General features: G+C 36.5%; 19 protein-coding genes and 2 rRNA genes (1 of these 21 only partly in view). 10 read left to right on the forward strand and 11 right to left on the reverse strand.

All coding sequences use genetic code 11. The features are described 5' to 3' along the window. Nucleotides 1-288 precede the first annotated feature (288 nt). A complete protein-coding gene (locus tag QP953_RS25515) occupies nucleotides 289-582 on the reverse strand; it encodes a hypothetical protein (protein WP_052597769.1) in 294 nt (97 codons plus the stop codon). Between the two features lie 288 nt (nucleotides 583-870). Then, entirely contained in the window at nucleotides 871-1,365 is a 495-nt protein-coding gene (locus QP953_RS25520; protein WP_309553339.1) for a histidine phosphatase family protein, read from the reverse strand. Nucleotides 1,366-1,660: 295 nt separating this feature from the next. Here QP953_RS25520 and QP953_RS25525 point away from each other — a divergent pair, with 295 nt between their 5' ends. The 3 genes from QP953_RS25525 to QP953_RS25535 are packed head-to-tail and all read left to right on the forward strand — an operon-like array spanning nucleotide 1,661 to nucleotide 5,194. Then, entirely contained in the window at nucleotides 1,661-2,044 is a 384-nt protein-coding gene (locus QP953_RS25525; RefSeq protein WP_052597771.1) for a BlaI/MecI/CopY family transcriptional regulator, read from the forward strand. Beyond that, the gene (locus QP953_RS25530; RefSeq protein WP_309553340.1) at nucleotides 2,041-3,390 is read left to right on the forward strand and encodes a M23/M56 family metallopeptidase; all 1,350 of its coding nucleotides are present in this window, start codon (nucleotides 2,041-2,043) and stop codon (nucleotides 3,388-3,390) included. Before QP953_RS25525 ends, QP953_RS25530 begins: the two co-directional genes overlap by 4 nt. A gap of 28 nt (nucleotides 3,391-3,418) precedes the next feature. Further along, entirely contained in the window at nucleotides 3,419-5,194 is a 1,776-nt protein-coding gene (locus QP953_RS25535; RefSeq protein WP_309553341.1) for a M56 and MltD domain-containing protein, read from the forward strand. 182 nt (nucleotides 5,195-5,376) lie between these two features. Here QP953_RS25535 and QP953_RS25540 read toward each other — a convergent pair whose 3' ends face one another. Further along, nucleotides 5,377-7,488: a Tex family protein gene (locus tag QP953_RS25540; RefSeq protein WP_052597773.1), complete on the reverse strand. Its 2,112-nt coding sequence runs from the start codon at nucleotides 7,486-7,488 to the stop codon at nucleotides 5,377-5,379. 597 nt (nucleotides 7,489-8,085) lie between these two features. Between QP953_RS25540 and QP953_RS25545 the strand changes: the two genes are divergently transcribed. Then, nucleotides 8,086-8,658, forward strand: a complete 573-nt coding sequence (locus QP953_RS25545) for a Crp/Fnr family transcriptional regulator (protein ID WP_309553342.1) — start codon at nucleotides 8,086-8,088, stop codon at nucleotides 8,656-8,658. Between the two features lie 212 nt (nucleotides 8,659-8,870). After that, the gene (locus QP953_RS25550; RefSeq protein ID WP_052597775.1) at nucleotides 8,871-9,272 is read left to right on the forward strand and encodes a DoxX family protein; all 402 of its coding nucleotides are present in this window, start codon (nucleotides 8,871-8,873) and stop codon (nucleotides 9,270-9,272) included. A gap of 115 nt (nucleotides 9,273-9,387) precedes the next feature. On the opposite strand, the gene QP953_RS25555 is transcribed toward QP953_RS25550, so the two are convergent. Beyond that, nucleotides 9,388-10,554 (reverse strand): T9SS type A sorting domain-containing protein, encoded by a 1,167-nt coding sequence (locus tag QP953_RS25555; protein WP_309553343.1) that lies wholly within the window; start codon nucleotides 10,552-10,554, stop codon nucleotides 9,388-9,390. 128 nt (nucleotides 10,555-10,682) lie between these two features. Then, nucleotides 10,683-11,720 carry a L,D-transpeptidase family protein gene (locus QP953_RS25560; protein ID WP_309553344.1) on the reverse strand — a complete coding sequence of 346 codons (1,038 nt, stop codon included), beginning with the start codon at nucleotides 11,718-11,720 and terminating at the stop codon, nucleotides 10,683-10,685. Nucleotides 11,721-12,141: 421 nt separating this feature from the next. Here QP953_RS25560 and QP953_RS25565 point away from each other — a divergent pair, with 421 nt between their 5' ends. The 5 genes from QP953_RS25565 to QP953_RS25585 all read left to right on the forward strand — a co-directional run bounded on the left by QP953_RS25565 (nucleotide 12,142) and on the right by QP953_RS25585 (nucleotide 15,965). Continuing rightward, nucleotides 12,142-12,516, forward strand: coding sequence for a cupredoxin domain-containing protein (locus tag QP953_RS25565; protein WP_052597778.1), 375 nt, complete (start codon nucleotides 12,142-12,144; stop codon nucleotides 12,514-12,516). Between the two features lie 257 nt (nucleotides 12,517-12,773). Beyond that, nucleotides 12,774-13,079 (forward strand): 50S ribosomal protein L21, encoded by a 306-nt coding sequence (rplU, locus tag QP953_RS25570; protein ID WP_052597779.1) that lies wholly within the window; start codon nucleotides 12,774-12,776, stop codon nucleotides 13,077-13,079. Between the two features lie 53 nt (nucleotides 13,080-13,132). Further along, nucleotides 13,133-13,381, forward strand: coding sequence for a 50S ribosomal protein L27 (gene rpmA, locus QP953_RS25575; RefSeq protein WP_052597780.1), 249 nt, complete (start codon nucleotides 13,133-13,135; stop codon nucleotides 13,379-13,381). A gap of 209 nt (nucleotides 13,382-13,590) precedes the next feature. Beyond that, nucleotides 13,591-14,895: a ribosome biogenesis GTPase Der gene (gene der, locus QP953_RS25580; protein ID WP_052597781.1), complete on the forward strand. Its 1,305-nt coding sequence runs from the start codon at nucleotides 13,591-13,593 to the stop codon at nucleotides 14,893-14,895. 149 nt (nucleotides 14,896-15,044) lie between these two features. Then, nucleotides 15,045-15,965 (forward strand): DUF1295 domain-containing protein, encoded by a 921-nt coding sequence (locus QP953_RS25585; protein ID WP_052597782.1) that lies wholly within the window; start codon nucleotides 15,045-15,047, stop codon nucleotides 15,963-15,965. 221 nt (nucleotides 15,966-16,186) lie between these two features. Here the strand turns inward: QP953_RS25585 and QP953_RS25590 are convergent, their stop codons facing one another. From QP953_RS25590 to QP953_RS25615, 6 genes are all read right to left on the reverse strand, one after another. Further along, nucleotides 16,187-16,984, reverse strand: a complete 798-nt coding sequence (locus QP953_RS25590; RefSeq protein ID WP_052597783.1) for an ABC transporter ATP-binding protein — start codon at nucleotides 16,982-16,984, stop codon at nucleotides 16,187-16,189. 5 nt (nucleotides 16,985-16,989) lie between these two features. Next, complete coding sequence (locus tag QP953_RS25595) at nucleotides 16,990-17,955, reverse strand: ABC transporter permease (protein ID WP_052597784.1); 966 nt, start codon at nucleotides 17,953-17,955, stop codon at nucleotides 16,990-16,992. Nucleotides 17,956-17,966: 11 nt separating this feature from the next. Further along, nucleotides 17,967-19,505 (reverse strand): phosphate ABC transporter substrate-binding/OmpA family protein, encoded by a 1,539-nt coding sequence (locus tag QP953_RS25600; RefSeq protein ID WP_309553345.1) that lies wholly within the window; start codon nucleotides 19,503-19,505, stop codon nucleotides 17,967-17,969. Nucleotides 19,506-19,704: 199 nt separating this feature from the next. Continuing rightward, nucleotides 19,705-20,397, reverse strand: a complete 693-nt coding sequence (locus QP953_RS25605) for a hypothetical protein (RefSeq protein ID WP_309553346.1) — start codon at nucleotides 20,395-20,397, stop codon at nucleotides 19,705-19,707. A 266-nt stretch (nucleotides 20,398-20,663) separates the two neighbouring features. Next, nucleotides 20,664-20,774 (reverse strand): 5S ribosomal RNA (rrf, locus tag QP953_RS25610). A gap of 144 nt (nucleotides 20,775-20,918) precedes the next feature. Then, a 23S ribosomal RNA gene (locus QP953_RS25615) occupies nucleotides 20,919-23,440 on the reverse strand; it runs 346 nt beyond the window's last position.

Consider the following 23,440-nt stretch of genomic DNA (forward strand, 5'->3'; position numbering starts at 1 on the left):
TTTTTAATTATAAAAGATACTCTTTCAAGGGGTATCTGTGTACTCCCTCTTTATTTTGGCTGTCAAAAAACATAACAACACTAATAATAATTCATATTCACATATAACATGATTTAACCATACCGTTTCTCCTTCAGTAAGCACACAGAGGGGTTCTCTTCTCAAGAGAATTCTATTCAATTGAAAGAGTTATACTATAAAGCCAATGGCTAAAACATCATTTATTTTTAGGAATTCACTCCATTTAGAAATTTATGGAGGAATTGATAGAGCAAACTAGTTTAATTTTTAACGCATAACATCGGTATACTTTCCTATTGTAAAACGTAGTCGCTTCGTTAGCAGTAGTTTTTTATAAAACAGAGAATGGACAAAAGAAAATAGTTGCTTGGGTGTAGCAAATAATCCATGGAAATATCTTTGTCTCAATTGCACTAATTTATTTCCACAATAGCTTATCCTATTCATCCAATTACAACTACCTTCATTGGCAGTTTGTAATCTTGGAGAAAGAACTTCACCATATACACTTATTTTATAAGTTGCATCATTTATAGGTGCTAAATATTCTAAATCAACCATTTAATAATTTGGGTTATATTTTGCTCCTTAATCAGTTTGAGATTGGGGGCTCTACATTAAGAATGCTAAAAATAAAATATTGGTGTTTTGATAAATAGGTTTATAAGAGCCTAACATTGTCATCAAAATATTCACACAATTAAAAATATAGTTTGTTCATAAGAGGTAAAGCAAAGGTAGCAGTAGTAGAAAAAAAAATCAAACCAACTTTAATGCTTTTTTTATAGATCCAACTCTCCAAACCACTCATAAAAACCTAATTATCAAAATATTGACACCCAAACAGAGTTATAGATACTTTTTGGGATATTCAAAGAATACTATTCTTCCATTTTCTGCGGAAACATCCTTCCACCTATTTACCTTAAATTCAATAGCGACAACACCTGTTGTAGGTACGTTATCTATTGGTGATTTTGCATAGAGATTTGCAAATTCTGTGTAAGAAAAATTATGCCCAAACAACATAACAGCATCCAAATCATCGTGCCAATGCTCTATTACTTGGAACAAATCAGGCACACTAGCCTCATAAACCATTGGGTTGATTTTGATTCTATTTTTAGGATAATCTAATGCTTCGGCAAAAGCAAAAGCAGTGGCTCGTGCGCGCCTTGCTGGACTAGATATTAATACATCGGGATCAATCCCCTTTTTATACAAAAGTTTTCCCATAAACGGAGCATCTCGTTTTCCTCTAGAATTTAAAGGACGATCAATATCTGACAAATGCTCATCTTTCCAGCTGGATTTTGCATGGCGTACTAAGTATAATGTCTTCATAAAATTTTTTAGCGATTAAAAATTGGCTCGATTTACAACAACAACTTCCCCTATAAGATAAAAATTTTTGGTACAGAGCAAAAGTTTTACACAAGACTTAGCAATCATCCTATTGCTTGCCCATTCATACCTTTCTTATTTATGAGAATAAAAACAAGTGATACTAAGTTTACAGTATCATAACACTAAAAATCAACCTTTGGTTTAGAAGCATTTTTGGCTTAATTTGAAAATAAAAATCAACATTACTATAAAAATAGTTGTATTACTATAAAAATAGTCATACATTTGAAACATGAAAGGATTAACAAAAGCTGAAGAACAAGTAATGCATCATCTATGGGCGTTAAAAAAAGCGTTCCTAAAAGATATTGTAGATGCTTATCAAGACCCTAAACCTGCTTACACTACGGTATCAACAGTGATTAGAGTTTTGGTTAAGAAAAAATACATTGGTTTTAATACTTATGGAAAAACCAACGAATACTACCCTCTTATTAGTCAAGAGGAATACTTTTCTGGTTTTTTCAAAGGTTTTTTTGCACGATTTTTTAACAATTCAGCGACTCGTTTCACTTCTTTTTTTGCAAAAGACAACGAGTTGACAATAGATGAGTTAGAAGAAATGAAACAAATTATAGAGCAACAGATTGCTGATAAAAAACGCTTTGATAAATGAGTCTAATTCGAGGGTTGGTTATTTCTGTAGGCACCCTAACAGTGCTACTACTTTGGTACAAACTAACCATTCGATCAAAGACAACTTTCAAAGCACAACGCATTGCTTTGTGCTTCATTTTAGTTGCTTCTATTTTGTTGCCTTTCATACCTGTAGAATGGTTGAATCGCTCTTTTGTTCCTGTGCTTTCTACTTATTGGGAAGACATGGATTTCATAGACAATTGGATTAACGGTACACCTATTTCTGATGTGCCTATAGATCAATTATCATTCTATAATAGCATAGACTTCCAACCAATACTTCTATCCTTATATGGAATTGGTGTTGTCGTATTCGGAAGCCGATTTTTAGTACAACTAGGACAATTATTGAGGTTAGTTTTACATTATAAAACCATCCACGAAAACAAATATCGTTATGTCCTGATAGATTCTCCTAATTATGCTGCAGCATTTATGCATTATATTATTATTAGCAAGCATATTTGGGAAGCAGAAGATAAATTACCCATTGTCCAACATGAACGCCAACATGTTGATTTTTGGCATAGTATAGACCGTTTTTTGACCGAGATTTTATGCGTTTTTCAGTGGTTCAATCCTTTCATTTATTGGTTTCGAAAAGAGTTAATTGCACTGCACGAATTTCAAGTTGACCAAGCCATGATTCGCAATGGTGTAGATACCATTCAATATCAACAACTCATTGTTCAACATGCTATTTCGTCTAAGTCATTAGCATTTGGAAACCATTTTAGCCATTCATTAACTTTAAATCGTATTAAAATGATTGCTCAAAATAAATCGTTCCCTATATCCAGCATATATCGTATCTTATTTCTTATTCCTGTAACAACAATATTATTCACTCTATTTGCTTTTCAAAGCACGATTTTCACGAAAGCTCCAACTCCCAATACACTAAATATTCAACCTACTAATGGGGCTTTTATTTTACCAATAGAAAAAGGCAAATACAAAAAAACGATTGGTTATGGTCTGCGAATGCATCCTATTCAAAAAGTTAAAAAGCTGCACAAAGGAGTAGATTTTGCAGCGCCTTTGGGTACGCCCATTTTAGCGGTTCAAAATGGACAAGTCTTACGAGTCCAACATTCCCAAAAAGGCTATGGAAATAACGTTGTTCTTCAAATTAATGAAACGACTCAAGTAATGTACGCTCACATGGACTCCATTCAAGTAAAAGCAGGACAACTCTTGGTTCAAGGAAGTGAGATTGGAACGGTTGGCTCAACAGGTTCGAGTACCAACCCACACTTGCACTTTGAAATCGTTGTTGAAGGTCAAAAAGTAGATCCTAAGCCTTTCTTACCCAAGTACTAATGTTTAGTTCTTGACAAAACAGCTATTTATGGACTTAATGCGATGCCTTTTAGTTTCTGCTTCAACACTAAGTTTGCTCACAATTATTTATTACTTGGCAATTCGTCAGAAAACATCTATACGTATACGGCGAATCAGCCTATTATTTATACTAATAATAAGTGTGCTTTTACCCTTTATTAAAGTTGAATCAAATGTTGATTTTTCCTTCACCTTTGATACACTTTTTGTCACACAGATTACAGAACAATACAGTCTAACCGAAGATGATTTGGCACACGAAATAGTGCCTACTGTAAGTTTGATTGGGGCAAAAGACTCGATACTTAGTGCTACTGCTTCACCAGAAAAAATTGCGAACCCCTCTTCTTCTAACCAACCCAAAATCTACTGGTTGCTTGTATTGTATGGGCTAGGTTTGTGCATTGTAAGTGGTCGCTTTTTAATTCAATTGTTTTATTTTTTTTGTGCTGTTTTTAGTCACCATAACATAAGAAAAGATGGTCATTGTTTCGTCTTACTCCATCAACCCAATTATGCCGCTACCTTTTTGCATTATATTTTAATTAGTAGAAATATTTGGGAATCGAAAGACAAAACATTAATCGTCCAGCATGAGTGTATCCATGCTAATTTAAAACACAGTATTGACCGTTTTCTAACCGAAATTGTTTGTCTTTTTCAGTGGTTTAATCCTTTTATATATTGGTTCCGAAAAAACCTAATTGAGGTGCATGAGTATCAAGTAGATCAAGTACTTATTGATCAAGGAGTAGATGCGATACAGTATCAACAACTCATTGCCAAATATGCCTCTCTATCCAATCAGTTTGCTTTTAGCAACCATTTTAGTCATTCATTAACATTAAATCGTATCAAAATGATCGCTCAAAATAAATCATTTCAAAAACATACTGCTTTTCGTTTATTTTTACTGCTTCCTGTCATAGGTTTGTTATTTTCATTTTTCAGCTTTCAAGCTCCCCAAACAGCAACAAACCTTCCAACAGGAGATGGCGTTACAGCACCTCCTATTCCTGAACAAGTTGATTTTGCTGGAGAACTTTTGCCTATGGATAATTTTGATGCCAAAGAGCGCTTTGACCGTGAATTAATTGCCAATTGTTTTCGTCATTCATCTACACTACTATTTCTAAAAAAGGCGAATCGATACTTTCCTATTATCGAACCTATTTTAGCCCAACAAGGCGTTCCTGATGACATCAAGTACTTGGCAGTAGCCGAATCAGCATTATCCAACGCCACTTCTCCTGCTGGTGCCAAAGGATTTTGGCAATTTATGCCTCAAAGTGCCAAAGAACGAGGATTAGAAGTTAATGCGGAGGTAGATGAACGCTATCACTTAGAAAAAGCAACGGTTGCCGCTTGTCAGTATCTAAAAGAGGCTTACCAACAATTAGGCTCTTGGACATTAGCTGCTGCTGCTTACAATATGGGAAGCCTTGGACTCAGAAAGCAATTAAAAAAGCAAGGCGGAACAAGCTATTTTGATTTGGATTTAAATGCTGAAACAGCTCGTTATATTCTTAGAATTATGGCTATAAAAACCATTATGCAAGCTCCAGAGACCTATGGTTTTCAGCTTTCTCAAAAAGATCTCTATCCTCCAATGCCTCGTTTCAAGGCAATAACGGAAAAAGGCAATATCCCTGATCTGGCTGCCTATGCTCAGAAACACCATATTTCTTATCGAATGCTCAAGTTATATAATCCTTGGTTATTGGATGCAACCTTGAGCAACACAGAAAACCGTACGTATACCATCAAAATACCCATTAAGTAAATAATTAGAGGTATATAAAACTAGTAGTTAGCTAAACATTGTAAAACGAATCTCCATTGATTTTTTAATGGAGTAATGTAAAAATTAAACTGCTTTATTTTAAACTTATTCTTTGCAATACAAGTTTAAAATAAAGCAGCCTAATTACAATACTTAGCTAAATATAGGATACTAGGATCCAATTAATCTATTAAAGACAATTGAATTCGCTTGCGTCCTAAATCTACCTCCATTACAGTTACTTCTAGTTCTTGTCCAAGCTTTAATACAGTCGCTGGGTCGTCTACAAATTTGTGACTCATTTTTGATTTGTGAATCAACCCATTTTCTTTGATTCCTATGTCTACAAAAGCACCAAAAGCCGTAATATTCGTTACAATTCCAGGCAATTTCATCCCTGAATTTAGTTCTTCGATTGTACTAATGTTAGCAAAAGAAAAGACTTGGCGTGTAGAACGAGGATCACGCCCTGGTTTTTCTAACTCTCCTAGAATATCTTTTAAGGTTGGCAAACCTACTTTTTCAGAAGTATAAGTATGCAAATCAATTTGCTTGCGCAACTCTGCATTTGCAATTAAGTCTTCTACCTTGCATTTAAGGTCTTTAGCCATTTGCTTAACCAAAGGGTATGACTCTGGATGTACGGCTGTGTTGTCCAATGGATTTTTAGCATTTTTAACTCTCAAAAACCCAGCTGCTTGCTCGTATGCTTTGGCTCCCAAGCGAGGCACATCAAGTAATTCTTTTCTACTTTTAAACGAACCATTTGCCTTGCGATACGCCACAATATTACGAGCAATACTATACCCCAACCCTGACACATACGTCAATAAATGCTCACTGGCAGTGTTCAAATCAACCCCTACAGCATTCACACAACTCTCTACGACAGCATCTAGTTTGGATTGCAATTTCTTTTGGTCTACATCGTGCTGATATTGTCCTACTCCTATCGATTTAGGGTCTATCTTCACTAACTCAGCCAATGGATCCGCCAAACGACGACCAATAGATACCGAGCCACGCACTGTAATGTCTTCATCTGGAAATTCTTTGCGAGCAATATCTGATGCAGAATAAATAGAAGCTCCACTCTCGTTTACCAAAAATACATCTACTTTATTCGGAAATTTCAAGCCACGTACAAAAGCTTCTGTCTCTCTACCAGCTGTTCCATTACCAATAGCAATCGCTTCAATATTATATTTTTGAACCAAACGAGTTAGAATACGTTCTGCTTCTGCTGTTTTGTTGCGAGGTGGTGTAGGATAAATTACCGCATGCTCTTTTAAGTCTCCTGTATCTGAAAGACACACTACTTTACATCCTGTTGCAAAACCTGGATCTATGGCCAAAATACGCTTTTGTCCCAAAGGAGAAGCCAACAATAATTGACGCAAATTGGTCGCAAATATATTGATAGAGTGTTCGTCTGCTTTTTCTTTTGCTTTGTTTCTAAATTCTGTGCTAATAGATGGTTTCAACAAACGCTTATAAGCATCTGTGATGGCATCGGCTACCACATCCTCTACTTCGTCCTTGCCACCTTTTAGATAAATTCTATCCAAACTCTCTAGAGGACGGAACTCCTCTGGCTCTATGTTTACTTTCAAGAAGCCTTCCTTTTCAGCTCTCAAGATCGCCAACAACTGGTGTGGTTGTACTCTATCCAAAGATTTTTCAAACTCAAAGTAATCTTTATACTTTATGGCTTCCTCCTCTTTTGATTTTACCAATTTAGCGACACTCTTAGCGTATCGTTCAAATTGACGACGAACAGCATTCCTAGCTTTTTCATCCTCATTGATCCATTCTGCAATAATATCCTTTGCCCCTTGCAAAGCATCATCAACATCTACTACCTCTCCTTTTACAAACTTTTGTGCTTCTTTCGATACATTACCAATTCGCTGTTCCAAAAGTAATTTTGCCAATCCCTCTAATCCTTTTGCTCTAGCTTTTGCGGCACGAGTTTGGCGTTTCTTTTTGTATGGCAAATAGATGTCTTCCAACTCTGTCAAATCAAACGTACGTTCAATTCTAGATTTTAATTCAGGTGTCAGTTTTTCCTGTGCTTCAATTGTTTTTAGAATAGATTCCTGACGTTTCAAAATATCCTTTTGACGTTCCCATTCTTCAAAAATTTCCATGATGGCTACCTCATCTAAACTCCCTGTTGCTTCTTTTCGATAACGTGCAATAAATGGAATGGTTGCTCCATCCTCAAATAATTCAATGACATTTTCTACTGGCTTTGGACTTAAGTTTAATGCCTGAGCTATTCTGTTTATCATACTTTTTAATCTAATGTGTTGCTTACTTTGTTTATAATCGTTACAATTTATAGTAGTTCGTTGATTTTTTTACCAAAAAGATAAAAAAACACATTCATATTAGTTTACTTCGTGAGCGCTGCGCTTTTAGTTAGCTGCGCTGCTACTTCGTGGTACTGCGTGAGCGCTTTGCTTTTAGTTAGCTTTGTTACTCCCTACAGTCGTGAGCTCGCATAGCTCGGTTCACTGTTACTGCGTGGTTTCAACGAACTATTAATTTACTTATTTGATGAATATCTACAATCGTATAATTGTAACTCTTCTGCGTAAAAGAGCATCAAAAATAAGTATTTTGAGAATAAAAATCAAATGAATAAAAGATTGGTTGAAAAAGAGATTTATTCCTTAGAGCACTGTTTTTTCTCAAAACTGTATCACACTAATAATCAACAGCATACCATCCAAGCCTTCTGAACCTTAAAATACTGACGATTAATTGCGTAACGCTCATGAAATGCAAGATAGTAGCTATTTAATACTAGATGCTTTTTATGTTTCTTGCTAAAAAAGTAAAAATTTAGCTGGCTATCATTATATTATACCAAATAAGTAAATACAATGGAGCCATTAATCAAACATCTAAAAAATCAAGTCTCTATTCCTGACAATGAATTGGAAGTGATTTTACAAAAATTTGAACAAAAACAGTTTAGAAAAAAAGAGCATTTGCTTCAGTATGGAAATTTAGCCCGATACGAATTTTTCGTAATTCAAGGTTGTGCACGAGTATACATTACCGATTACAATGGAGTAGAGCACAATTCATTTTTTCCAGTAGAAAATTGGTGGGCAGGGGATTTAAAGAGCTTTATCAACAACAGCCCTGCTACTTTTAGTATTCAAGCATTAGAAGACATGACTGTCTTGGCTATAACCAGTAAAAACTGGAAAATTTTAATAGAAGAAGTTCCTAGCTTTTTGAAGTACTCTCATGCTTTATTTTTAAACTCTGTTATTGGGCAGCAAGATAGAATTGTTCAAAGTTTGTCCTTTACCGCAAAAGAACGTTATGATTTTTTTATCCACCAGTATCCTCACTTGGTTCAACGAATCACTCAAAAACACATTGCAAGCTATTTGGGCATCACACCTGAATTTTTGAGTATTTTAAGAAATAGACGTACCAAATGATTTCTTAATCTAGTTCAATTTTTTTCTTATTTATTTTTCAGACCTTTGTTTTCTGCTCATAGATTTTTGGCTATTAAAGATATAGCATTTTCAAAGTTGTCTTTAATTATTAAAAAATCAAGCGATCATTCAAAAAATAATTTTCAAAAACAGAGAAGCTAGTTGATCAATTAAGGTCTATTAGTTCTACCTCTTATCAAAAAAAAAAGAACATGAAAAAGAACACAGATCTAGGATTATTAGTACTTAGAATTTCTATCGGAGTTTTAATGTTGTTGCATGGTATTGGAAAACTAGGAGGAGGTCTGGGCTTTATTGAAAGCGTTTTAGCAGACAAAGGAATTCCAACCTTTATTGCTTATGGAGTTATAGTCGGAGAAGTTCTTGCTCCTATCGCTATTTTAGCTGGCTTTAGAACTCGAATAGCAGCGGCTATTTATGCCTTCAATTGTTTGGTAGCAATCTTATTGGTACACATGGGAGATATTTTCACTTTAAACCAACATGGAGGTTGGGGCATTGAATTACTAGGACTCTATTTGTTTGGTGCAGTTGCTTTGTTTTTTACAGGAGCAGGAAAATATGCGATGTCCAAAAACAATACTTGGGATTAATCTGCTTGATTACAATACATAGCAACAAAGCTAACTATTGAATACAATAAACAGCCTGCTATCTCACTTTATAGTTGCCTAGCTAGCAGACTGTTTATTCTCTTACGAGTAATTATTACTTATGTATTTCGAGGGTTGCTCGTTTAAGTATTTTACCGACTTGATTTTGCAAGACCAGAATATAATGGCCATTCTCAATAGTGCGTATATCTACTACATGATTCTCATTTTGAATGTTGGATGTTGACAAAACAACCCGTCCCAACATATCTACCAACAATAAGTTATAACCATCAGTAGGCAAATCAGCAGCATTCATTTTTATTTGCACCTGTTGTTGCGCAGGGTTTGGATAAATTTGCGCAGCAATTTCATCTTCCACATAACGAACATCAATGGTGTTTGGTGGGTTATTGATGGTGGTATCCAAAAACTCGATATTAGTCACCATTGTTTCTGCACTATCCAAGGTTAGGCTTACCAAAGGTTGTTTTACGCCTTCGGACAAAAAATTGTATTGTACTGTTGTTCCTCTGGTAGGGAAAGGCAGTTGTATAAAATTGGCAACATTAACCCATTGGTTTCCTAAAAAAGGTACATTCACGCTTACTTCAAATTTCACCTCAAACTCTGTCACTACTTTTTGACGCAAAACGTCATAAGTACTGTCTGCCATAGCGCAAGTTCCCCATGCATCTACAACTCTATCTTCATCTCCATCAATTGCAATTCGAACAGAATCAGGACTCAAACCAAATGGCAATCCACTTACTAAAGAATCAATTAATTGGCGCAAAAAAGGCACGCTATCAATATGTTCGCTAAATCGAAATGCATATACATCAGATGCCATGTCGTTATACGTTAATGGAACTACCTGTGTAACATGCGTATTGGCAAAAGCATTGACAAAAGAAATTCCTAATATCTCAAAACCTCCTCCTATACGTTCCATTTGAGTAGCGGTCACATCGGTATAGGCTACCCCTACTTGCCCTAGAAGTGGCTGTAAAATATCTGCATCTGAAAATTGCGTATAAAAACCGCCTGTTGAGGCAGCCTGTATCGTATCATAATTGGTATTTATGGCCACCAGTTGCGAAAAATCCCAAGCGGTTGCAGTGGCACTAGGGGGGGTAATCGTTAGGGAAGAATCTACAGCAGTAGAAATCGAAAGAATATCGCCAGCTTGCGGAAAACTAATCGACGTGTACGTAATTTGTCCAAAACTCGATCCAATTATTAAGCAAGAGATCAAACTCAGTAGTAGGTATTTTTTCATGTTTGTTTTGTATATTTATATGATAAGAAAGGGGCGGTTCTTCTATCAAAAATACACATTATTGTGAATATAGCACAACAAAATTAGATAATTGATTGACATTAAAAATCCTATGCTGGTATGCTAACTTATTTTAGACTATAAATGCCTTTTGCCGTAATTTCTATATTAGGCAATGCTTGATTTTTTTCAAAATAGGTATATATAGGTGCCATACTTGCCCATAAATCTCTAAATTCTTTGTTATCGGCAAAACGGTTGTTCAATGCTTCCATATTTTCCCATGTTAGACGAGTAGGAAAAATATGGATTGGAATTTCTTGTTGACCTTTATCTTTTGCTTCTGTTGCTAAAATATATACGTTAGGAATTCTTAAGTCTGTAATCGCCAAACAACCGATAGAAGCGTCCGTTCCATGAATACAAATTGCCCCTCCCAAATCCGCCTCTTTTGCATTTCTAATCTTATCTGCAGCATTGGGATAGTTTAATCGCAATGAAATCTTAAAAGTACTCTCTGGATTAAAATAATCAATATAATATATCCCTTCTGGAACTTGGTGGTCTCCTTGACGGCGCTTAGGTCCCAAACGACTCGTGCCTTGATAAAAAGGATAACTTGTAATTAATGTATAATGTTTTTTAGTTTTAGGTTTTGCCCACAACTCCAGCCTTCCTTCCTCTTTAAAGGCACGTAAATATAGATCTATATCAAAAGAATAAATTCCTTGGGTAGCCAACAACTGCTTCACTTGTTTAAAATTGCTCTGATAAATCGATTGCACATTGTCAAAAGAGAGTTGTTGTTGTTTGAAATGTCCTGATTTCAAATCCTCCCAATGTTCTAGTGAAACAGTATCCAAAGCAGCTATATCTAACCAATAAGCCGTTTCTAGTGATTCTTTTTCTGCTGCTATTTTCTTAATTTTAGCATCTGATAATAACAATAAACTATCCATTAGTTTTAATTCTGCAACAACACTATCTGGTAAGTCTCCATAAATTGATGCATCAGACATTATTGCATCTTCCTGCAAGGGTAAAACATTCGTATCAACAAAGGCATTTTCAGACTTCCTTGCGAGTATCCTTTCTTCAGCAGGTGCTTGGCAACCAAGCACCCACCATAAACCTAAGTATAAACTTATAATTCGATAAATTGCCATAGTATTCTCATTTCATTTCCCTCATAATTCATTATTAATCAAAAGATACACTTGTGCGAAGTTCACTTTTTGAAATATTGTTTTTAAAGAGAAAATCTAGTAGCAATTCTTTAGTATTATTCTACCACACCTTATACAAAATATTGTAATTAAAAATTTTTTAGCTAATTCAACTAAAGGCTTTTCTACCCATAATGCAGGTTGCTTTTGGGGTTCAGCTATTAATTTTTAATAACAAAGGTAATTTAGCCAACTTCTAGGGAAAAGAAGCCTAACTCTAAGCAAGCATAATGTCTCACCTTTGTATTAAGTAATTCAAATACACATTATTAAATCATGAAGTTGCTGGTCTTAACACCTGTTATTGAATTCAAATTCAGAAGATACAATACCTAACAACTTCAGTTAAATTCTTATTACAATGAAAAATAAATTATTTGCAATCGTTATTTTGGTTATGGGCTTTGTTAGTTTGGGTTTTGCACAAGACGCAATGCAAACTCCAGTGATAAAATTAGAGCAAACACCTGGTAAGTTTACGGTTCAAAGTTTAACTTTAGAAGCAGGAACATATCAATTCGAAATTGCAAATGTTGGGGTAGATCACGAAATAGGCTTTGTCATAGCTCCCAAAGGTAAACCAGAACAAAAACATCATATAAAAGAAGGATATGTGCAAAAAACGATCAAAGATGGCGAATCCTCATTGACACAAAAAGTTACTTTAAAAAAAGGGGAGTACATCTATTTTTGCCCATTGAATCCAACAGAACAATATAGTTTAACCGTCAAATAACAAGAGGATTATAGAATGTTGGTTAATTAGAGTTTGCCACAGTTGACGAGATAGTGTTAGCTGTGGTATTTGCTATTCAAACGCTAGCTTTTATTTAAAAGCTCTTTCCTCCAAGTCCTCTATTTGGGTTTTAAACGATATTTTTGAGTTAATTCTCAAAAAAAACACTAATTACTTACATTTTTTTTGATTCTTTCCCAAAGAAGACTATCTTTGTGACCTATTTGTGATTTGTAGATAACAATTTAATTAAAAAAATGTACGCAATAGTAGAAATCAAAGGACAACAGTTCAAAGTGAGCGAAGGACAAGAGATCTTCGTAAATCGCTTAGAAGCTGCTGAGGGTGATAAAGTTACTTTCGACAAAGTACTCCTCGTAGCGAAGGAAGGAAACTTCCAAGTAGGAACTCCTAGTGTGGCAGCAACAGTAAACACTACTGTTCTTGAGCAAGTAAAAGGTGATAAAGTCATCGTGTTCAAGAAAAAACGCCGCAAAGGATACCGTCGCAAAAACGGACACCGTCAGCAATTCACAAAAATCAAAATTGATAGCATTGCATAATGCTGGATCTTATTATTTAACCTTAAGTCAATAACTTATAAAAAGTATAAATCATGGCTCATAAGAAAGGGGTAGGTAGTACGGATAACGGACGTGATAGTAAAAGTAAACGTCTTGGTGTCAAATTGTTTGGCGGCCAGTCGGCTATTGCAGGAAATATCATCGTACGTCAACGAGGTACTAGCTTCCACCCAGGTAATGGTGTAGGAATAGGTAAAGACCACACTATCTTTGCTTTAAAAGATGGTATCGTTGAATTCAAAAAAGGATACAAGAATCGTACCTTCATTCATGTAGTATAATTACACTACCAATGATAAAAAGCCATTCCGAACCTGATTCGGGATGGCTTTTTTTAGGTTCAAAGTATATTAAAAAAATCATTTTTTTGGTGCATTTACTGACTAAGTAAGTGGTCAGAAAAAATAAGAACAAAAAATGGGATTATTTTTTTTTGAACGATTACTTACCTTATAATAATAAGGTACCAAGAAAAATTAAAACATTTATAATGGGCAATTTAGTAGCTATTGTTGGTCGCCCCAATGTTGGTAAATCGACCTTCTTTAATAGAATGCTAGGGATGCGCAAAGCTATTGTAGACGATGTTAGTGGCGTCACTAGAGATCGTCAATATGGTTCTTCAGAGTGGAATGGTCAACAGTTTATGTTGGTAGATACAGGAGGTTTTATTGGAGACTCAGAAGATGACTTTGCAGCAGCTATTCGCACTCAAGTTCATACTGCAATTCAAGAAGCGCAAGTCATTCTTTTTGTTGTAGATGTCAACACAGGTGTCACCGATTTGGATGAGCATCTTGCAGAAATCTTGCATCGTACCAAAAAACAAGTATTATTGGTTGTCAACAAAGTAGACAACAGTGCCCGCCATTTGGATGCGCATGAATTTTGGTCTTTAGGTTTTGACAAAATGTTTCCTATTTCTTCTAATTCAGGAAGTGGTACGGGAGATTTGTTGGATGAAGTCATACGACTTCTTCCTGAAGAAGAATTGGTCGAAGACGAGCTTCCTAAGTTTGTTATTGTTGGTAGACCCAATGCAGGAAAATCATCGTTCACCAACGCTTTGTTAGAAGAAGATCGTAGTATCGTTACCGAGATTGCTGGGACAACTAGAGATAGTGTTCATGCTAAATACAGCAAATTCGACAAAGAATTCTTGTTAATTGATACAGCAGGGCTTCGCAAAAAGAAAAATGTTTCTGAAGACTTGGAGTTTTACTCAGTAATGCGTGCTGTACGCTCTTTGGAAAATGCAGATGTCTGCATTTTGATGCTGGACGCAACCAAAGGGATTGAGGGACAGGACTTGAATATATTCCGTTTGGCTATTAAGAACAACAAAGGGATTGTTATTTTGGTCAATAAGTGGGATTTGGTAGAAAATAAAGAAACCAATACGGCAAAAGATTTTGAAGATAAAATTAGAGAACGTATTGCGCCATTCAATGACGTACCAATTGTATTCATTTCTGTATTAGAAAAGCAACGTATTTACAAAGCAATCGATGTTGCCTTAGAAGTATATCAAAATAGAGCGACTCGTATCAGCACTTCTAAACTAAATGAGTTCGTGCAAGAAATTGTTGCTGCACATCCACCACCACCGCATCGGGGTCATTTTATTAGCATCAAATATGCAACACAGATACATACTCCTTATCCTGCGTTTGCCATGTTTTGTAATTACCCAAAACACATTAAGGAGTCTTATAAAAACTATTTAGAAAATAGATTTAGGGAACAATTTAACTTCACAGGTTCACCCGTTGTCTTTTTCTTCCGACAAAAATAGAAATCTTCTATACGATTTATTATGCCATTAGAAATATCTTCTAATGGCATTTTTTAACTTCAATACTCCCCTATCCCAAAAGTTTTGTATAGATTTACTAGTTGTTTACCCTGAGCAAACCTTATCCAAAAACTATAAAATATAATCAAATGTTAGTTACGATAATTATCTTAATCTTTACACTTTTGGTTGTTCCTTATGTAGCCTTCAACTATGGGACTCCGCTAACCGAACTGCAAGAAATGATTCTTTGGGATAGTTCTTATATTTTAATTGGTGCTACCGCCTATTGTTTTATTGTCGGAGAATTAGCACGCAATAATAGCCAAGTCGATAAATTATGGAGCATCATACCAATTGTCTATGCTTGGTATATTACTTATGCAGGAGGTTGGGACAGCCGTATGGTTCTGATGTCCGTTTTAGTAACTATTTGGGGCATCCGTTTATCTTTAAATTTTGCCCGTAGAGGTGGATATTCCATCAAGTTTTGGGAAGGAGAAGAAGACTATCGTTGGGAAGTCCTGCGCCAACGACCAGGCTTTAATAATAAGGCAATTTGGTTTCTCTTCAATCTTTTCTTTATTTGTGCCTACCAAATGACCCTGATTTACTTATTTACGTTACCTATTTTAACTGGTTTGAGCGAAGCGGCTCCTACTGGTCTTATTTGGACTGATTATTTGTTGGCAGCCTTATTTATCTTCTTTGTTATTATAGAAACTATTGCCGATCAACAACAATGGGTTTTTCAGACCGAAAAATACCGTCGTATCAATGCCAATGAAGAACTTGGAGAATATGCACACGGTTTTATTAGAACGGGACTTTGGGGCATTATGAGGCATCCTAACTATATGGCAGAACAAGCCATTTGGATTGTATTCTATTGCTTCAGTATTGTCGCAACAGGTGAAATTTTAAACTGGAGTATTGCAGGGGCTTTATTACTCGTTATTTTATTCAAAAGCAGCTCTGACTTTTCAGAAAGTATTACTACCAAAAAATATCCTGAATATAAGGAGTATCAAAAAACAGTTCCTCGTTTTTTGCCCTTTACCAAATGGTAATATTTGCTAACAATCGAAGGATTTTATTTCTGAAATCACCTTGTTTTGATTACTATCAATAGCTCCTCACAACATCGCCCAAGACGGAAAGAACCATCTTGGGCGATATCGTTTTATAGACATTATCTACATTAATTGAGATTAAAGAGTACTTTAAGTACTTGTATCAACTTCGTCCCAATCTTCTATTTCTAAACAACAGTCTCCTAGGCTCGACCACCTTATTCTGTATCAATCTGCATCATTGCATCCTCTACCTCATGCACCAATTCATCAAATCGAGGCAAACGCTTTGTTGCCCTTGTTCTTTGGAATGGTAAATCTACATGAATTTTTTTAACGAAATTTGATGGCGCATGCTTCATAATAAAAATATCATCCCCCAAGTATACTGCCTCCTGAATATCATGTGTTACAAAAAGAATGGTTGGATTAAACTTTTCCCAAATTCCAATCAGTAAATCTTGCATTTGCAATCTAGTTTTGATATCCAATGCGCCAAACGGCTCATCCATTAACAAAATTTCAGGATTAGACATTAGACTTCTAGCAATCGCAATTCTCTGCAATTGCCCTCCCGACAGATTGGGATATTGTGCATATTTATCATGATGCCCCTCCAAACCAACCAGTTGAATCATTTCCATTGCCTTTTCATCTCGTTCCTTTTTTGGAACACCTTGAAATCGTAAACCAAGGCTAACATTATCCAAAACCGTCATCCAAGGCAAAGAGGAGTATTGCTGAAAAACCATACTTACTCTATTATTAGCGCTGACAGGTTCTCCCTTTACCAACACCGTTCCCTTAGTTGGTTGTTGCAAACCTGCAATGTATCTCAGTATGGTAGACTTTCCACATCCAGACATGCCCAAAATACAAGCAAATTGTCCTTGCATGGGCTTGTTTTCTATTAATAAATCTAAATTCTCAATAATCTTTGTATCGCCATAGGACTGATCAACCCCTCTTAATTCTATCAAATTTTCAGCTGAAGTATTTTCAAACTTTAATCCCATAATATTTAGTGTTTGTTCACTTTATTAACGTGTTTGTGAGGGAAAAGCATGCGATCTATCAGAACAAAGAGTTTGTCCTGAATAACACCAATTACAACAATAATAATCAAAATTGCAAAAGCCTTATCAATTCTACTTTGCCGTTTTGCTGTCCAAATCAACTCACCAATTCCTCCCCCTTTGTTCAACATCTCTACAATAGTAATATACGTCCATGAAATGGCAGTTAAAACTCGAATATCATCAACTATTTTAGAAAACACATAAGGCATATATACCGTTCTCACCGTCTGCCAAGAGGTTGCGCCCAATGTAAAAACAGTATTTAGATATACCTTTTGTACTTCGTCAATTCTTTGTATAATAACAGGTATCAAGTAAACAATAATACCAAAAGCTAAAAAGGTAACTTTCATGCTGCTTCCTAATCCCAACCACATAATAAAAATCCCTGTAACAGCTGTTAATGGTATGAAACGATAGGAATTTATAATTTGGCTAAACAAACCTCGAAATAGAGGAATTAAGCCTAATAAAAACCCTAAAGGAATCGAAATAAGTATTGCTAATAAATAACCTAAGACATTGAGTTTGATAGAATAGATGGTATTGCTCACCACATCATCGTTGTTATTTAGATCAGGAAAGGCCTGAATTACTTGCATAGGAGAAGGCAACAAAGGATACACTTTGTTGCTCTTTAGTCCATAGCTCTTTATTTCTTCAGTACTTAACTTTTCTAATTGATCGTATTCTGCAATTAATAATGAGTCACTTTCATAATAAACTCTTTTTTCTAGAGCAAGCGTACTCACATCAATTTTATCATCTTGAGTAATCACCTTTTGAGCTAAAAATTCGGCTAGACCAAACCAAAGCCCAATTAGAATAACTACTCCTACCAACGAAAGAATAAAATTATCTCTAGAAGATAAACTTCCTCGTAATTCGAATAAATTTTTAGTATTCATAAAATGAGCGATTAGTCAGTAACCAATTCAAAGTCTGTTCGTCTATTCTTAGCTTTACAAGCATTATTTTGATTTCCCTCACAACCTTCTACAGGTTTATTAGGACCATTTCCTACAATAATAAAACGATTAGCAGGCATGTTATGCTCTTCAATCAAATAGTTCGCAACAGACTGTGCTCTCTTTTTTGACAACTCAATATTCGATTTTGTAGAACCTACATTATCTGTATTCCCTTCGATTCTAATACGTGCATTAGAAAAAGCCTTTGCGATAGGTGTAAATTTAATATCAATCAGTTGCTTAGCATTATCATCAATTTCGTACTCTCCAGTTCTAAAACTAATACTAACTTTTAGGGTTGAAATAGATTCTTTGGTTTCTAAATCTTCGCTCACTTCTGTAAATGTCTTTTCTTCTTCTGCCTTGTGTTCAGCACCAGAAAGCGCAACGCTGTTGACTAAGTCTTTGGTCGATAATAATCTCCAACTTTTTGCGCCACTCGTATTATACCCCAACTCATTGTACTTCACTTTCATTTTATTATACAAATCCTCGCCAGTCACTCCATTATAATCTGTGTTAAGCCCAAAGAAATCTCTGTTATCTTCATGCGTTGCTAGACGTACGTTATTAATAGCGTCATAACAGAAACCTTCAGGCTGAGACAAGCCTTTTGCCAAAATTTTAGCTGCTTTTTTCTTATTCTCTTCAGAAGCATTCAATTCAGCAGCACCAGTCATCCACCCCTCGTACAAATCTTTTAATTGATCTTTATTTTTTTCAATAAACTCTTTCTTAGCAACAAAAACATCTGCAATAATATGCGTTGCATTTTTAGTACTTTCAAGCACTCTAGAACCAGCTACTTTGCTGACACAATCAATATCATCTGGACTCCAAACCACAGCAGCATCAACCGTATTACTTTTGAACGCATCAGCAGCATCAATTGCACTTGGTACTTCTATAATTGTCACATCTTTGGTAGATAAATCTCCTGCTTCTAATAGCCAAATCAAAAATGAATGAGAAGGAGTCATTGGAGCTACAGCGATTTTTTTACCTTTTAAGTCACTCACTTTTGAGATCCCTCTTCTAGCAACAATGGCATCTCCCCCACGACTCCAGTCTGCTTGAAAAACAACCTGAGGCTGATATTGTGCCAATCCCTCAACCTCTGTAGGAAAGGCGTCAATAGTTGCCCACATCAAATCAATAGAGCCATTTTTAAAAGCATCTCTAGAAGCATCAAAATCATCAATTACTTCAAAATTAACCTTAAACCCATACTCTTTAAAAAACCTAGATTCAGTATTAGCCTTGAAACCTTCATTAAAATATTGTCCTCCAGCATAACCTCCCCAAGTAACAACACCAATATTTATTACATCCTTATAACCTTCTTTTGTTGCTGTTGAAGTTCCATCTGGTGATGAAATTTCACTTGTTTTTCCACCTGCAAATAAAGTATAAGCATAATAGGCTGCTCCTGCTACGATAATTGCAATTAATATTTTTGACAAGGGAGTTAATTTTGCTGTCGCCATAATTTTAATAAGTTCTAAGTGTGTCTAATTTGTTTGTAAATAATAGTGATAATAAACTTAATATACAGCTCTATTTTCCTTATTTGAGTACTATTCAGATGAAAAGAATAAAGGCAAACTTTTCAATAAAAGTAAGATTGGATTGAAGCTATATATCTACAAATTGCTGAGTTACTACATAACATAAGATATGTATCTTTTACTTTAAATATTCCTTCATTCTAGCAATATCTATTGTAAACTGAGATTTTAAATAATCAAAAGAAACTTTAAAATCATTCTGGTTTTCAGTCAGTTCCTTTTTGGCATCTTTTACTTTATATTTTAAATCTGTGATTTGGTTTTCATGCGTCTCGATTTCTTCTGTCAGCTTTTTAATCAAAGCTTTTTTTTCTTGAATCGTATTTTTAAGATCCGCTATTTCTTCTTCCTTTTTACCGACACTTTCTGTGATTTTTTTTTCAAAATCTGTGTTGACTTTTTCATTTTCAGCATCAAGGATAGATACGTAAAATGCCGCACTTTTTAGTAGATCATCTAAAGTGACCCCCATTGTTGAAGCTGTCGCAAATGCAGATCGATATTTAGTAACTTCATTCATTGGCATTTTATCCAATGCTTTTAATGCTTTTTTATATTCAAAATAATCAAAGCCTTCTAAATCATTCTTTTCAACCTCTAATAATAATTGTTCAATAATTTGATTATCTATGACCCCTTCCTTTTCAATCATTTCGCCACTCAACGCAGCTTCTAATTTCTCATCAAAATCATCAAAATCATCCAATTCTCCTAAAAGATACTCTGCATTTTCGACAGAACTATCTGAAGTTAATTCTTCCTCTTTTTTTTGATTATCCTCTGTTGTTTCAATTATAAATAAAGATTTCAAATTTTTGAACATCTCAAAGCTATTTAATCTAATGTAAAAATGAAGGTGAAACAAATAATTCACCAATCTTGTGTAAGATAATCAAAAAAAGAACGAAAAAATCTTTTCAAAGGTTCCTTTTTTAGTAGAATCCTTATTTTTATTCACATGTAAAATTGGTAAATTATTTATCATAACAAAAAAAGCGGCGATAAAATCCTATAGATCTTATCGCCGCTTTTGGCATATCGTTCCTAACTTTTCAACAGATTTTTTAAGAAAAAAAAAGAAGGCGGTGACCTACTCTCCCACCATAAGGCAGTACCATCGGCGCTGAAGGACTTTACTTCTTTGTTCGGAATGGTGAAAGGTGTCTCCCCTTCGCTATTGCCGCCTACTATTCTTTGTCTATTTCTAGACGTTTCTTCTGTTCTTGTTCTGAACTTCTTTTTCTTGTTAATCAACAATTTCTATTGCCGATTTATTAACATACAATGGAGATAAACTAAAGCAATTTAGCTATAGATTCTTCTATTTTAAAAAATAGAAAGCTTTCGGGTCATTAGTATTGCTCGGCTCCCTAACACATCACTGCGCTTCCACCTGCAACCTATCTACGTCATCATCTTTAACGTCCCTTCATGGAATACTCATCTTGAAGTTGGCTTCGCGCTTAGATGCTTTCAGCGCTTATCCATTCCGAACATAGCTACTCTGCAATGCACACGGCTGTACAACAGATACACTAGTGGTTCGTTCAACTCGGTCCTCTCGTACTAGAGTCAAAGCTTCTCAATATTCCTACGCCCACAACAGATAGAGACCGAACTGTCTTGCGACGTTCTGAACCCAGCTCGCGTGCCACTTTAATGGGCGAACAGCCCAACCCTTGGGACCTTCTCCAGCCCCAGGATGTGACGAGCCGACATCGAGGTGCCAAACCTCCCCGTCGATGTGAGCTCTTGGGGGAGATCAGCCTGTTATCCCCGGAGTACCTTTTATCCTTTGAGCGATGTCCCTTCCATTCAGAAACACCGGATCACTTAACCCTACTTTCGTACCTGTTCGACTTGTTTGTCTCGCAGTCAAGCTCCCTTGTACTTATACGCTCTTTGCATGATTACCAACCATGCTGAGGGAACCTTTGGGAGCCTCCGTTACTTTTTAGGAGGCGACCACCCCAGTCAAACTACCCACCTAACGATGTCCCCACACAGGGGTTAGTCTCTAAGCAATTGAAGGGTGGTATTTCAACAACGACTCCACCAGCACTAGCGTACCAGCTTCATAGTCTCCCACCTATCCTACACATCAACTACTCAAAGACAACGTTAAGCTATAGTAAAGGTTCACGGGGTCTTTTCGTCCCGTTGCGGGTAATCGGCATCTTCACCGATACTTCAATTTCACCGAGCTCATGGCTGAGACAGTGCCCAGATCGTTACACCATTCGTGCAGGTCGGAACTTACCCGACAAGGAATTTCGCTACCTTAGGACCGTTATAGTTACGGCCGCCGTTTACCGGGGCTTCAGTTAAGAGCTTCGCCGAAGCTAACCCCCTTCCTTAACCTTCCGGCACCGGGCAGGTGTCAGACCCTATACTTTGCCTTTCAGCTTCGCAGAGTCCTGTGTTTTTGCTAAACAGTCGCCTGGGCCTCTTCACTGCGGCTCAGTTTTTACACCGAGCGACGCTTCTCCCGAAGTTACGCGCCCATTTTGCCTAGTTCCTTAGCCATGATTCTCTCGTGCACCTTAGGATACTCTCCTCGACCACCTGTGTCGGTTTACGGTACGGGTTCCTGTAATCTATAGTTTAGCAGCTTTTCTTGGAAGTATGACTAATGGCATTATCTATCCACTCCATAGAGTTTCTAGTACTATCGAGTTTCCTGTGATGTGCGTACTTCACTACACATCCTACGTCCACTCTTCAACGAGCTATTCCATCAGCTCGCAGCCAACCGCCTGCTCCGTCCCTGCTTCACAATTACAGCAAGTACTGGAATATTAACCAGTTCGCCATCGACGCCGCCTCTCGGCTTTGCCTTAGGTCCCGACTAACCCAACTCTGTCTTGCATAGAATTGGAATCCTTGGTCTTTCGGTGAATAGGACTTTCACCTATTTTATCGTTACTCATGCCTACATTTTCTTTTCTAAGCTCTCCAACATGCCTCACAGCACATCTTCGCTGACCTTAGAATGCTCCCCTACCATCTTACGATCCACAGCTTCGGTGATATATTTGATGCCCGAGTATTTTCCGCGCAGAGTCACTCGACTAGTGAGCTGTTACGCACTCTTTAAATGAATGGCTGCTTCCAAGCCAACATCCTAGCTGTCATAGCAACTCCACCTCGTTCTTTCAACTTAATATATACTTGGGGACCTTAGCTGGTGGTCTGGGTTGTTTCCCTCTTGGCTATGGACCTTAGCACCCATAGCCTCACTGCTGGTTCTTTGTAATGGCATTCGGAGTTCGTCAGGGGTTGGTAGGATTTGACTCCCCCTAGCCCTATCGGTAGCTCTACCTCCATCACAAATTAACTCCAACGCTGCACCTAAATGCATTTCGGGGAGTACGAGCTATCTCCAGGTTTGATTGGCCTTTCACCCCTACCCACAAGTCATCCAAACACTTTTCAACGTATATTGGTGCGGTCCTCCATTGTGTGTTACCACAACTTCAACCTGCTCATGGGTAGATCACCTGGTTTCGCGTCTACCTCCACTAACTTATTCGCCCTATTCAGACTCGGTTTCCCTACGGATTCGGTACTCTATACCTTAACCTTGCTAGTGAAGTGTAACTCGTAGGCTCATTATGCAAAAGGCACGCCGTCACTTTCGCTCCGACCGCTTGTAAGCGTATGGTTTCAGGTTCTTTTCACTCTGCTCCTAGCAGTTCTTTTCACCTTTCCCTCACGGTACTTGTTCGCTATCGGTCTCTCAGGAGTATTTAGCCTTACCGGATGGTACCGGCAAATTCACACAAAATTCCTCTGGTTTCGTGCTACTCAGGATCCTGACTCTTTACAAATTTTACGAATACGGGACTCTCACC

This window comes from Aureispira sp. CCB-E (genome assembly GCF_031326345.1).
Taxonomy (GTDB): Bacteria; Bacteroidota; Bacteroidia; order Chitinophagales; family Saprospiraceae; genus Aureispira.